Below are 12276 nucleotides of genomic sequence, written 5' to 3'. Positions count from 1 at the left end.
CGGACTACTCCACGCGCCGCAGCGCGTCCGCCGGCCGCAGCCGCGAGGCCCGCCACCCGCCGAACGCGCCCGCGATCAGCCCGCCGGCCACGGCGAGCCCCACCGCGATGCCGATGGTCGTGACGCTGACGGGTGCCGTGAGGGCCACGTCCAGCGCGTCGGAAGCCGCCTGCCGCCCTCCGCCGGGCCCGCCCCCGCCGGGGAAGCCGCCTCCGCCGGGCCCGCCGGCACCGGGTCCGCCGAAACCGCCGCCCGTCGCTCCGATCTCCGCCTGCAGCGTCGGACTGATCGCCGTGACGGCGTACGCGCCGCCGAGCCCCAGCGCGATACCGAGCGCACCGCCCACCAGTCCGTTGACGACGGCCTCACCGACGACCTGCCGGGTCACCCGCCCCGACTTCCATCCCAGCGCCTTGAGCGTGCCGAACTCCCGCACCCGCCGTGACACGGCCGACGAGGTGAGCAGCCCGGCCACCAGGAACGCGGCCACGAGCACCGCGATCGACAGCCACTTGCCGACGTCGGAGGCGAGGTCCGAGGCCGTCGACAGCGATCCGGAGACCGTGTCGGCGAGGTCGGCGGAGGTGGTGACGGTCGTCCCGTCGATGTTCTTCTGGATGGCCGCCTTCACGCCGTCGATCCGCTGCGAGTCGCTCGCCCTGACGTAGATCGTGGTGACCTTGTTCTTGGAGTCGCTGAGCGTCTGCGCCTGCTTCAGCGGCATGTAGAGATCGGCCGCCGCGTCCCCGCTGTCGGGTGTCGCGATCCCGATGACCTTGTACTTGACGCTGTTGACGGTGACGCTGTCACCGACCTTCAGCTCCTTCTCCTTGGCGTACGACCTGTCCGCGACGACGACCTCGGCGTCGGTCTCGGACGTCTTGAACGTACGACCGCTGGTGATCTTCGACGAGGTCAGGGGGCCCAGGTCGGGCTCGGTGACGTCCGTGCCGTAGACGGAGTAGTTGTCGACGTCGAACTGCGCGCCGCCGCCCTCGACCCGCCCCTCGGGCTGCCCCGTGCCCCCGTTCCGGCCACCGGCGCCCGAACCGCCTCCCGGCCGGCTCCCGGTGCCCTCGTCCTGCTGGAACTGTCCGCGCCGGAACTGCCCGTCGACCTTGATGACCTGGAGGCTGAGACCGCCGACGGCCTGCGCGACACCCGCCTGTCGGCCGACCTCGGTGACGGTCGAACTCGCCAGCGTCTGGAAGCCCTGCACCCGGACGAGGTCACTGCTCTGGTTCTCGTCGGAGTCGTCGTCCTGCGCGTCGAACTCGAACCGCGGGCGCTGGCCGCCGTTCTCGCCCGCCGCGGCGGCGGCCTTGGTGACGGTCATGTCCGTGCCCAGGCCGTACAGGGATTCGAGGACCGTGCCCTGCGCCTTCTCCATGCCCGAGGACACGGAACTGACCACGATGACCAGCGCGATGCCCAGGGCGAGCCCGGAGGCGACGACGAGCGCCGCCTTTCTGCGGCGGCGCAGTTCGCGCCTCAGGTAGGTGAAGAACATGGCGGCAAGCTAGGGACGCCGCGTGATGACGGGATAAGTCCTCGATAAGAGCCTGATGAGAACCCTGGGCACGACCCCGGAAACAACGGTGCCGCCCCTGGGTGTCCCAGGGGCGGCACCGGCCGCGCGTCCTACGGATGACGGTGGATCAGACCGCCGAACCGGCCTTCCAGTCGGCCCAGTTCATGTTCCAGCCGTTGAGGCCGTTGTCCGGGGCGACCGTCTTGTCACCGGTGTTCCGGATGTCCACGACGTCGCCGACGATCGAGTTGTTGTAGAACCAGGCACCCGCGGTGTCGGGATCGTTGGCACCCTTGGTGTCGTTCAGGCCGACACAGCCGTGGCTGGTGTTGGCGCTGCCGAAGATGGAGTCGGCCGCCCAGTAGTTGCCATGGAGGAAGGTGCCGGAAGTCGTCAGACGCAGGGCATGGGGTACGTCCTTGATGTCGTACTCGCCCTTGCCGTCGTCGTCGGTGAAGCCGACCGTCGCGCCGTTCATCCGGGTCTCCTTGAACTTCTCGGAGATCACCATCTGACCCTGGTACGTCTTGTTCTCGGGCGAACCGGCGGAGATCGGGATGGTCTTGACGACCTTGCCGTCCTGCGTGACCTTCATCGTCTTGGTCTTGGCGTCGACGATGGAGACCTGGTTGCGGCCGATCTTGAAGGTCACGGTCTTCTGCTGCACACCGAAGACGCCCTCGGCGCCCTCGACTCCGTCGAGCGCGAGCTTGAGGGTGACGGTGGAGCCGCCCTGCCAGTACTCCTCGGGGCGGAAGTCGAGGCGGTTGGCGTTGAACCAGTGCCCGACGACCTCCTGGCCGGAGCTGCTGGAGACGGTGATCCCCTTCTGCACGGCGGCCTTGTCGGTGATCGCCTTGTCGAAGTTGATCGAGACCGGCATACCGACGCCGACGGTCGAGCCGTCCTCGGGCGTGAAGTTGCCGATGAAGCTGTTGGCGGGCGAGACCGTGGTGAACGCGGCGTTCTCGTGGGCCTTGCGCCCCTCGGAGTCCTCGGCGGCGGCGGTGATCTTGTAACCGGTGGACCGCTCCAGCTGCCCGCTCGGCGCCCAGCTCTTCTTGTCCGCGGATATCTCGCCGTCGACGGCGGTGCCGTCGGAGGTGGTCATCTTCACCTCGGTGAGCGTGCCCTTGCTCACGGTGACCTTGGCCGAGTTGTTGATGGAGGCGTTGTCCGAGCCGTCCTTCGGCGCGATCTTGATGTCGGCCTCGGAGGTCTTCTCCGCCGCCGCCTTGTCGGCCTGGGACTGCGAGGAGTCCCCGCCGTCGCTCCCGGACCCCTTGTCGCCGTCGCCCCCGCTGCACGCAGAGAGCACCAGCACCCCGCCGAGCAGTGCGGACGCGACCGTCAGGCCCCTGCGCCGCTTACTGTTCGTCATCACACGCTTCTCCATCGTTGCCGAATCCCCAAAACCCCGAAGATCCCCGTAAGCACTTAAACACCACGACGGCACCGGGCCGTTCCGCTCCCGCGGATATGTGGGATACGCCACTCCACCCGCATCGGATCGTCGGCGACCCGGCGGTGCACAAGTGACTGGTGCGCCTCGTGAGACGAAAGAACCCCGGGCGGCGGTTGCCGCCCGGGACCATCAATTTCCCCGACCGCTCAGCCGCGGGCGTCTTCCTCTTCGCCCACTCCGTCATCATCCTCGTCGAGACCCCATTCCGGCGAATCGGGGTCGTAGTCGATGCCCTCACTGCTCCAGGAGGCCTGGGCCAGTTCGACCCCGGGGACTTCTCCGACCAGGTCGAACGGGTCGACCAGATAGGCGAGGGCCTCCGCGGTGTCCTCGGTGACCGCGCTCTCGGCGTGTACCCGCTCATCGGCAGGCATATCGGAATCGGTCGCGATCCGCCGCAGAGCGGCCCCGGTGATGGCCTCGACGTCCTCGACCTCCACCACCAATTCGACGCGTAGCCGGACAAACTGTGATGTCTCCGTTGTACTCATGCTCCGGAGCGTACGGCTCACAGGTCACGCGACTTTCCCACGACCCGCGCCTTTCATTAGCATCGCTCTCCACGGCCAATTCGCCAGCGTCACAAGGGGATCGATATTCCGTGTCCGTCGCACGTCGCGCGTCGTCCACCACCCGCCGGTCGTTGGTGACCGCCACCGCCGCCGGCACCCTTCTGGGTGCCCTCTGGTTCGTGCCGTCCGCCAACGCGACCCAGGAAGTGGCCGTACGCGAGCAGACGACCACGACGTCGGACACGGCCTCGACCACCGGCGACACCCGCGAACTCGCCGACACCGGCAGCCCGAACACCACCCCCTACGTCATCGGCGGCACGGCCATGCTCGGCCTGGGCGCGGCGTTCGTCGCCTACTCGATCCGCCGCGAACGCGAGGACTTCGAACTCCCGCACGCCCCGTAGAAGAGCGAGGAGCAAGGGCCGCAGCCCTGCTCCTCGCAACCGCACGAGCAACCACGCCCTCAGGGGCGCGGGGAACTGCGCGAGCAGCCAGACCCTCAAGGGGGCGCGGGGAACTGCGCGAGCAACCACATCCCACCCGCACCCGACCACCCACCCGTCCCTACCCGGGGGGCAGCAGGGGCGCAGCCCCTTGAGGACGGGACGGGTAGGGGCGGCGGGGGCGAGAAAAAGTCAGGCGAGCACCCCGGTCACGGACTCGGCGGCCACCACCAACCGCCCGTCCCGCACGAACGCGTCGGCCAACGCCAGATCAGGCGCGAGGAAACGATCCGCCCCCGGCCCCTCGACCCCAGCCCCCCGCAGGGCCTCCACCACGGCCCGGGTGGCCGGCGCGGCCACCAGCCCCTCCCGCAGCTCGACCCCCCGCGTCCCGGCGTACAACTCCACGGCCAGCACCCGCGTCAGGTTGTCCACGGCGGTCCGCAGCTTCCGCGCCGCCGCCCACCCCATCGACACATGGTCCTCCTGCATCGCGGAGGACGGGATCGAGTCCGCGGAGGCCGGCACGGCGAGCCGCTTCAGCTCACTCACCAGCGCAGCCTGCGTGTACTGCGCGATCATCAGCCCGGAGTCGACCCCGGCGTCGTCCGCGAGGAACGGCGGCAGCCCGTGCGAGCGGTTCTTGTCGAGCAGCCGGTCGGTGCGCCGCTCCGCGATCGAGGCGAGGTCCGCCACGGCGATGGCGAGGAAGTCGAGGACGTAGGCGACCGGCGCGCCATGGAAGTTGCCGTTGGACTCGACCCGCCCTCCCCCACTCTCGGCTCCGCTCGAGCGGGAGGTGCCCCCAGGCAGGACGACGGGGTTGTCGACCGCCGCCGCCAGCTCCCGCTCGGCGACGAGCCGCGCGTACGCGACGGTGTCCCGCCCGGCCCCGGCCACCTGGGGAGCGCACCGCACCGAGTACGCGTCCTGCACGCGGGGCGCGTCGTCCTGGTGGTGCCCGGTGAGCCCCGACCCCTTCAGCACGGCGAGCATGTTGGCCGCGGAGGCCGCCTGCCCGGGGTGCGGGCGGATGGCGTGCAGTTCGGGGGCGAGGACCCGGTCCGTGCCGAGCAGTGCCTCCAGGGAGATCGCGGCGGTGATGTCCGCCGACGTGTACAGCTTCTCCAGGTCGGCCAGCGCCATGACCAGCATGCCGAGCATGCCGTCGGTGCCGTTGAGAAGGGCCAGCCCCTCCTTCTCGCGCAGCTCTACGGGGGCGATGCCGTGCTCGGCGAGCAGCTCGCCGGCCGGCCGTACGACCCCGTCCGGGCCCTCGGCGTCGCCCTCGCCCATCAGAGTGAGCGCGCAGTGGGAGAGCGGGGCCAGGTCGCCGGAGCAGCCGAGGGAGCCGTACTCGTGGACGACGGGGGTGATGCCGGCGTTGAGGACGTCGGCCATGGTCTGCGCGACCTCGGGCCGGACGCCGGTGCGGCCGGAGCAGACGGTCTTCAGTCGCAGGAACATCAGCGCGCGGACGACCTCGCGCTCCACCCTCGGTCCCATGCCGGCGGCGTGCGAGCGGACGATGTTGCGCTGCAGGCGGGCCCGCAGTTCGGGGCTGATGTGCCGGGTCGCGAGGGCGCCGAAGCCGGTGGAGACCCCGTAGACGGGCTCCGGCTTGGCCGCCAGCGCGTCCACGATCTCGCGGGCCGCCGCGAGCGCGGCCACCGCCTCGTCGGAGAGCTCGATCCGGGCGTCGGCGCGCGCCACGGCGAGGACGTCGGCCGCGGTGACCCCGGACGTCCCGAGGACCACCGTGTCCACAGAGTGCATATCCATATTCAGGATCGTAGGGACTGAATCGCCGAATGTCACGACCGCGGCGGGGAGGGACTCCTTACTCCCGTCGCGCGACCCCTCCCGGAGCGGACCCACGGCCCCATCGACCGGTCCCCGTCCCGACCGACCGGTCCCCGTTCCGACCGACCGGTCCCCGTTCCGACCGACCGGTCCCCGTCCCCATCCCCACCGACCGATCCCGACTGGCCACTGTCCGCCATCCGCTATCCGCGTAGATCAGAGACAGATCGGAGAACGGTCGGAGATTCCTCCGAGGTTGCTCAGAATCACCAGGTCAGAGCCCTGGCCGCGGGCACGCGCGCGTAGGGTCGAAATACCGGACGCCGCAGGGCGCGTGCCCCACCGGAGCCACCCTCCCTCTGCCCTGCCCCTTCCGAACCACAGACCGGCCCACGGCCCACTCCCCCCTTGGCCGTGGGCAGCCCAGGACCGCGCGTCGACTCGACCCCGCGCGCGGCCCGCCCTAGGAGGACCGGCGCCCTCGAATGCGGCGCCGGTCCCCCGGGTGCGCGGGATCGACGGGTGCGGGCGGGCGGTCCGCGAGACTGACCACCGGATCCTCGGCGCCGCCCCCCTCCCGCCCCGCGACGACCGGCTCCACGGATCCGGCGGCCTTGGCCCGGTACTGCGCCGCGTCGGCCAGCCGGAACAGCCGCCGGGCCGAGCGCAGCGGCCCGATCGGATCGCCGGTGGACGCGACACCGCAGGCGACCCCGTCGCCCGGCTCCAGCTCCCGGGCCCGTACACAGAGGTCACCGGCGACCCGTACCACCTCGTCCGCCGACGGCCCCACCGCCAGCAGGCAGAACTCGTCCCCGCCGAGCCGCGCGACCAGCACCCGGGGCAGCTCCGCCGCACAGCGCGACAGCACGGACCCGAACCGCTCCAGCAGTTGGTCCCCCATCGCGTGTCCGTGGGAGTCGTTGACCTTCTTCAGGCCGTTGAGGTCGCAGACGACGAGGCTGATCACCGTGCCGTCGCGCCGGTGAGCCTCCATCGCCTCGTCGAGACGGAGATCGACCGCGCGCCGGTTGCCGAGCCCGGTGAGGGGGTCGGTGAAGGCGAGGCGCCGGGCCTCCTCCAGCCGCTCGGACTGCGCGAGTCCGGCGGCCACGACCGAGGCCAGCACGGTCGCGAAGGCGGCGTCACCGCCGTTGAAGACGGGCTCCCCGGCGGGCCGGGCCACATACAGCTCGCCCCAGGCCCGGCCGTTCATCACGACGGGCGCCACCACGCAGCAGCCGCGACCGCGCCGGCGCAGGGCGGCGACCCGCTGATGGCAGTAGCCGCCGGGGCGCCGCCCGCCGACCGGCCCGGCGGCCGTCTCCACCCAGGCGTTGGGCTCACCGCCCTCCAGCCAGCGCTCGTGCAGGAACTCCGCGATCTCCGGGAACTCGTGCACCGGATACGTCTCCCGCTCGGGAAACTCCTCCTCGTCCGCCGCCCGGTTCCCGACGTTCACGAGCACCCGTAGCAGCCCGCGGTCCCGCTCCCACACGGACAGCGCGGCAAAGCTGCCCGACAGGGCCCGGCACGACCCGTCGGCGGCCGCCCACCACGTCTCCGGCGACGTACGCGCCCCAGCCATCCCACGCGCCAACGCCACCACGGCCCTCAGCCGCCTGTCCTCTCCCATCACCCCAGGCTAGGGAGCTTTGAGGTGATTTGGGAGATTGGTGAAGCGAACAGGGGTACGGGCCACCCGTGACCCACGCCGGCCACCGGTGCCCCACGCCCACACCCCGACCGCCCTCCGACACCGGACCCGCTCGCGCCACCTCGGCCCTCACTCGCCCGGCCAGTCCGGCTTCCGCTTCTCGTTGAAGGCCGCCACGCCCTCCGCCCGGTCCCCCGAGAACGCCACCGAGCGCCAGGCCGCGTCCTCGACCTCCAGGCCGGCCCGCAGATCCAGCCCGTGCCCGAGCCGCAGCGCACGCTTGGCCGCGCGCAGTCCGACCGGCGAGTTCGCGGCGATCCGCGCGGCCAGCGCCAAGGCCTCCGACCGGTCCCGCCCCTCCTCCACCAGCTGGTCGACGAGGCCCAGATCCCGCGCCTCCTCGGCCTCCAGCCGACGCGCGGTGAAGATCAGCTCCGCCGCCCGCGCGGCCCCCACCCGACGCGGCAGCAACTGCGTACCGCCACCGCCCGGGATCACCCCCACCGACACCTCGGGCAGCCCCACGACCGCCGTACGGTCGGCCACGATCAGGTCGCAGGACAGGGCGAGTTCGAAGCCGCCGCCCAGCGCGAAGCCGTGCACGGCGGCGATCGTGGGCATCGGCAACTCCAGTACGCCGGTGTACGCCCCCCGCGCGACGGGCCGCTGCCGCAGCAGATCGGCGTCACTGAACGAGTTCCGCTCCTTCAGATCGGCCCCCACACAGAACGCCCGCTCGTGCGTCGACGTCACCACGACCACGCGTACGTCCCGGTCGGCGGCCAGCGCCCCGCACGCCGCCGTGACGGAGCGGGCCATGTCGGTCGACACGGCGTTCATGGCCTTGGGCCGGTCGAGCGCCAGCTCGGCGACGAACCCGTGCCGCCGCACCGCGACGAACTCCCCGAACCGCCGCTCCTCCTCGCCCTCCACCCCGGCCGCCCGCTCCACTGCCGCACCGTCACCCATAGAACCCTCCCGGTTAACGCGGGTTAACTCCGTGCCCCCGATCATCGCAGCCGCCCCGGCCGACGCAAACCCCCGACGGAACCGGCGGCAAGCGCGGACCCGGACGGACGGCCGACGCGTCATCCCCGCACCCGGCGCCCACCCCAACGAGAGCCCTCGCGGGGTGTCCCCTTGACAAACCCCGGCGAACTTCTCCCCGTACGAGTGACACCGGGGCCTTCTCCGGCCATACCGCCCTCCCCTGCGCATAATCTGCGCTCCGCCACAGGCGCACCGGCGGACACGGGCGCGTAGGGGAGGGACGAACCATGACGACGGACACGGCCACCCGGCCGGCATCGACCGCACCACGAGCGCGACAGGAGTCACCGACGCCGGCCACCACCGCGCCCACGGCACCACCGGCATCCGCACCGGCGAGGACGGCAGCACCGGACTCTCCGGCGCAGTCGGCGCCCTGGCGGCCGTCGGCGTCTCCGGCACGGCCGGCCGTGGCGTTCTCGCCCTTCGCATCCGGCCCCTGCGACCCGGCCGGCGGCGCTCCCGACGAGCCGGCGCCCCGGCCGCGCGGTCGGCACCGGCGTCCCCGGCCCCGGAAGCTGCTGCTCGCGGTGGGCGGGATGGCGCTGGCAGCGGGCGCGCTGAGTCTGTTGCGGGTGGCGTCGGACCCCGTCGGCGGCGGCGCCGGCGCGGCGGGCCCGGCGCCGAGCGCGCCGGACGGGGTCACGGACGAGGCGACCGACGCCGGTAAGACGGTGGGCGACGAGCCCCCGGCCGACGCGGGGACCCCGACCGCCGACACCCCCATGGGCGGCGAGAACCCGGCCCCGACCCAGCCGCCGTCCCCGGGAGCGGCCGTCCCCACCCCGGCCCCCTCCACCTCCCCGCCCGACCCCGCCATCGGTGTCGAGGTCCCCTCCGACCCCTACGCTCCCGGCGCACGCGACGACCTCGACGGCACCCCGCCCGCCCCCGACGCTCCCCGGGCGGACACCCCCGAATTCCCCCGCCCCGCTCCCCCCACGCCCACCCGGCCACCAGCGGCAGCACCCCAGCAGCCGTCCGCACCCCACTCCCCGGACTCCCCGAACACGCCGACCACCCCCGGCGACACGGCCACCCCCACGAAGCCCACCAAGCCGGGCCTGTGCGTCCCGATCGTCGGACTCTGTGTCGACGACGCCCTGAGCAGGTGAGAGGGCTCCCGCAGTCACTGACGGAACACCCCACAAAGCACCGGCACCGGCACAGGCACAGGCACGGGGCCCCGGACACCCGCCCGTCAGACCTGCCGCCGAACGTGCCCCACCGAACGTGCCCCACCGAACGTGCCCCCTCCAGGCCGCCCGTCAGACCTGCCCCGGCCTCCGCGTGAGCAGCCACGGCTGGACGACTCCCAGGCCACGCACCGGGCGCTGCCACATCGGCTGGAGCGCGAAGCGGTACGTCGGCGGTTCCTCGCCCTCCTTCTCCGCGGCGGCCGCGGCTTCGGCGGCCTCGGCCTCGGAGGCGGGGGCCTCGCCCGTGCGGGTCAGCTCCTCGGCGAAGGCTCCGTCGACGAGGACCGCGTCCTTCGGCGCTATCGAGGTGAGCCGGCTGGCGAGGTTCACGGTCGAACCGAAGACGTCACCCATCCGGGTCGTCACCGTGCCGAAGGCCATGCCGACGCGCAGCTCGGGCATGGTCTCGTCGTTGGCCATGGTCTCGATGAGGCGCAGCGCGATCTCGGCGGCGACGCCCGCGTCGTCCGTGGCGTACAGGACCTCGTCGCCCAGGGTCTTGATGAGCCGCCCGCCGTTCGCCGCCACGAGGTCCGCCGCCGTGGTCTCGAAGGCCTCGACCAGTTCGCCGAGCTCCTCCTCCTCCATACGACGGGTGAGACGCGTGAACCCGACGAGGTCGGCGAAGCAGACCGCGAGGCGCCGATCGACCATCTCCTCGTCGTCCGCGGCCTGGACGACCCGCCCGGTGGCGGCGGCGAGCTGACGCCGCCAGACGTAGACGAGGAACTCCTCCAGCTCGGGCAGCAACAGCTCGATCAGCGGATACGTCACCTCGGTCCGGGTCATCCCCGGCTCCGGCGGCTCGGTCAGGCCCTCCAGGAAGGAGTCGATCTGCCACTCGGCGAGCCGCGCGGTGGTCTGCCCGGTCGACCGGGCCACCTGCACCGCCATGGCCTCACTCAGCAGCCCCGCCTCCACGAGTCCGGCGAGCCGCCGCAGTGCGAGGACGTCCGCCTCGGTCAGCGCCTTGGCCTGGCCGATGTCCGCGAAGCCCATGGCCCGCCAGAAACGCGACGCCAACTCCATGGAGACGCCCGCGCTGCGTGCCGCCTGAAAGGGGGTGTACCGGCGCTCGGCCCCGAGGATCAGCCCTTCGAGGCGCAGCGCCAGCGGGTCCTCCTCGTCGGCGTCCACGTCATGGGGTTCCGACCGCTCGAGCGAAGCCGAGAGCGGGGGCGGCTCCACGCGGTCATCCGCGTCCGTGCCGGAGCCCGTGTCCTCGACGCTCACTCCTGCTGCCCTTCCGATCTCCCGCGGTCACGTACTCGACCGGCCTCAACTCTACGGCAGGTGTGCGCCAGCTCACTCCGGGAGGTGAGCCGAAGGGGGCGTACGCCTTCCGGCGGACGGCACCCGGCGCCGGCGGGGGCCACCGGAGGCCGGCGCTCCGAGTCCCCTCGTACACGCGACACCGGGTGCCCAGGCCCCATCATCCCCACACGTCACACGGGCCGCAGATGCACGATGTCCCCCGCCCCCACCGGCTCCTGCACCCCGGCCTCCGTGGCGAGCACCAGCCTGCCGTCCCCGTCCACCGCCACGGCCTCCCCCACGACCGACCGGTCCCCGGGCAGCTCGGCGCGCACCTTGCGCCCCAAGGTCGCGCACCCGGCGGCATAGGTCTCCTGGAGTCCGCTCACCGAGGGGTCGCCGCCGGCGGCCCGCCACCGCCCGTACCACTCCTCCAGCGCCCGCAGCACGGCCCGCAGCAGCGGATCGCGGTCCGTGGTCACGGCTCCGGCGAGCAGCAGGGACCCGGCGGCGGGCACCGGCAGCTCGTCCTCCCGCAGGCTGACGTTGATGCCGACCCCGATCACCACGCCGTCCGCTCCGGCCCGCTCCGCGAGGATGCCACCGGCCTTGCGCTCCTGACCGTCCACGGTCACCAGCAGGTCGTTGGGCCATTTGAGTGCCGTGTCGATCCCGGCGGCCCGGGACAGCCCGGTCGCGACGGCGACGCCGGTGAGCAGCGGCAGCCATCCCCAACGCTCGACGGGCACCTCGCCCGGCTTGAGGAGGACGGAGAAGAACAGGCCGGAACGCGCAGGCGCGGTCCAGGTGCGGTCCAGGCGTCCGCGGCCCGCCCGCTGCTCCTCCGCGACGAGCACGGCACCCTCGGCGAGGCGGTCGGCGCGCCCGGCGAGGTCGGTGTTGGTGGAGTCGATGACGGGCACCACGTCCAGGGAGCTCCACAGCCCGCCGTCCCGGACCAGCGCCCGGCGCAGGGAGGCGGAGTTGAGGGGCGGCCGGCCGAGGTCGGACCACCGCCCGCCGGGCTGGTCGTTTCCGTCGTCTGAGGCATCTCGCGGCGTCATGCAACCCACCCTAGATGTGGTAAACGCCGCACTGCCGAACGGTAGGCGCAGCACTACGCTACGGATGAGTAACCCCACACACTTCTGAGCACGTACGCAGCACCCCCTACGCGCTCAGCAGCACGTACCGATCTTTCACGTCCCCATGAGCAGGCAGGGAGCCGCATCCCGATGTCCGAGCCGGAAGCGCCAGCAAGCATCGACATCCACACGACCGCGGGGAAGCTCGCGGACCTGCAGCGTCGTATCGACGAGGCGACGCACGCCGGCTCCGAGCGCGCGGTGGAGAAGCAGC

The 12276-nt window shown here is 72.3% G+C and carries 10 protein-coding genes; 2 read left to right on the top strand and 8 right to left on the bottom strand.

Annotation, left to right across the window (positions count from 1 at the left end; all coding sequences use genetic code 11):
* Positions 1 to 4: 4 nt before the first annotated feature.
* From ACWCRJ_RS13345 to ACWCRJ_RS13335, 3 genes are all read right to left on the bottom strand, one after another.
* Positions 5 to 1510, bottom strand: a complete 1506-nt coding sequence (locus ACWCRJ_RS13345; RefSeq protein WP_450939410.1) for an ABC transporter permease — start codon at positions 1508 to 1510, stop codon at positions 5 to 7.
* Between the two features lie 148 nt (positions 1511 to 1658).
* Positions 1659 to 2927, bottom strand: a complete 1269-nt coding sequence (locus ACWCRJ_RS13340; protein WP_450939409.1) for a L,D-transpeptidase — start codon at positions 2925 to 2927, stop codon at positions 1659 to 1661.
* 215 nt (positions 2928 to 3142) lie between these two features.
* On the bottom strand, positions 3143 to 3487 hold the full coding sequence (locus ACWCRJ_RS13335) for a hypothetical protein (protein WP_450939408.1): 345 nt from the start codon (positions 3485 to 3487) through the stop codon (positions 3143 to 3145).
* Between the two features lie 110 nt (positions 3488 to 3597).
* Here ACWCRJ_RS13335 and ACWCRJ_RS13330 point away from each other — a divergent pair, with 110 nt between their 5' ends.
* Positions 3598 to 3915 (top strand): hypothetical protein, encoded by a 318-nt coding sequence (locus ACWCRJ_RS13330; protein ID WP_450939407.1) that lies wholly within the window; start codon positions 3598 to 3600, stop codon positions 3913 to 3915.
* 231 nt (positions 3916 to 4146) lie between these two features.
* On the opposite strand, the gene hutH is transcribed toward ACWCRJ_RS13330, so the two are convergent.
* The 3 genes from hutH to ACWCRJ_RS13315 form a co-directional block, all read right to left on the bottom strand.
* On the bottom strand, positions 4147 to 5721 hold the full coding sequence (hutH, locus tag ACWCRJ_RS13325; protein ID WP_450939594.1) for a histidine ammonia-lyase: 1575 nt from the start codon (positions 5719 to 5721) through the stop codon (positions 4147 to 4149).
* A 499-nt stretch (positions 5722 to 6220) separates the two neighbouring features.
* Positions 6221 to 7393 (bottom strand): diguanylate cyclase domain-containing protein, encoded by a 1173-nt coding sequence (locus ACWCRJ_RS13320; protein WP_450939406.1) that lies wholly within the window; start codon positions 7391 to 7393, stop codon positions 6221 to 6223.
* A 150-nt stretch (positions 7394 to 7543) separates the two neighbouring features.
* Entirely contained in the window at positions 7544 to 8383 is an 840-nt protein-coding gene (locus ACWCRJ_RS13315; RefSeq protein WP_450939405.1) for an enoyl-CoA hydratase/isomerase family protein, read from the bottom strand.
* Between the two features lie 620 nt (positions 8384 to 9003).
* Between ACWCRJ_RS13315 and ACWCRJ_RS13310 the strand changes: the two genes are divergently transcribed.
* Complete coding sequence (locus tag ACWCRJ_RS13310; RefSeq protein ID WP_450939404.1) at positions 9004 to 9579, top strand: hypothetical protein; 576 nt, start codon at positions 9004 to 9006, stop codon at positions 9577 to 9579.
* 153 nt (positions 9580 to 9732) lie between these two features.
* Here the strand turns inward: ACWCRJ_RS13310 and ACWCRJ_RS13305 are convergent, their stop codons facing one another.
* Positions 9733 to 10896, bottom strand: a complete 1164-nt coding sequence (locus ACWCRJ_RS13305) for an adenylate/guanylate cyclase domain-containing protein (protein ID WP_450939403.1) — start codon at positions 10894 to 10896, stop codon at positions 9733 to 9735.
* A gap of 212 nt (positions 10897 to 11108) precedes the next feature.
* Positions 11109 to 11981 (bottom strand): biotin--[acetyl-CoA-carboxylase] ligase, encoded by an 873-nt coding sequence (locus tag ACWCRJ_RS13300; RefSeq protein WP_450939402.1) that lies wholly within the window; start codon positions 11979 to 11981, stop codon positions 11109 to 11111.
* Between the last annotated feature and the right edge of the window lie 295 nt (positions 11982 to 12276).

This window comes from Streptomyces sp. NPDC002324 (assembly GCF_053593335.1).
The sequence above is the reverse complement of the archived record's forward strand: the minus strand, read 5'-3'. Positions and strand labels throughout refer to the sequence as shown.

What these genes read in the sequence shown, in the direction of transcription:
- ACWCRJ_RS13335 (WP_450939408.1), bottom strand. Translation starts at nt 3,487, where the DNA reads ATGAGTACAACGGAGACATCACAGTTTGTCCGGCTACGCGTCGAATTG.
- ACWCRJ_RS13345 (WP_450939410.1), bottom strand. Translation starts at nt 1,510, where the DNA reads ATGTTCTTCACCTACCTGAGGCGCGAACTGCGCCGCCGCAGAAAGGCG.
- ACWCRJ_RS13340 (WP_450939409.1), bottom strand. Translation starts at nt 2,927, where the DNA reads ATGGAGAAGCGTGTGATGACGAACAGTAAGCGGCGCAGGGGCCTGACG.
- ACWCRJ_RS13300 (WP_450939402.1), bottom strand. Translation starts at nt 11,981, where the DNA reads ATGACGCCGCGAGATGCCTCAGACGACGGAAACGACCAGCCCGGCGGG.
- ACWCRJ_RS13315 (WP_450939405.1), bottom strand. Translation starts at nt 8,383, where the DNA reads ATGGGTGACGGTGCGGCAGTGGAGCGGGCGGCCGGGGTGGAGGGCGAG.
- ACWCRJ_RS13320 (WP_450939406.1), bottom strand. Translation starts at nt 7,393, where the DNA reads ATGGGAGAGGACAGGCGGCTGAGGGCCGTGGTGGCGTTGGCGCGTGGG.
- ACWCRJ_RS13310 (WP_450939404.1), top strand. Translation starts at nt 9,004, where the DNA reads ATGGCGCTGGCAGCGGGCGCGCTGAGTCTGTTGCGGGTGGCGTCGGAC.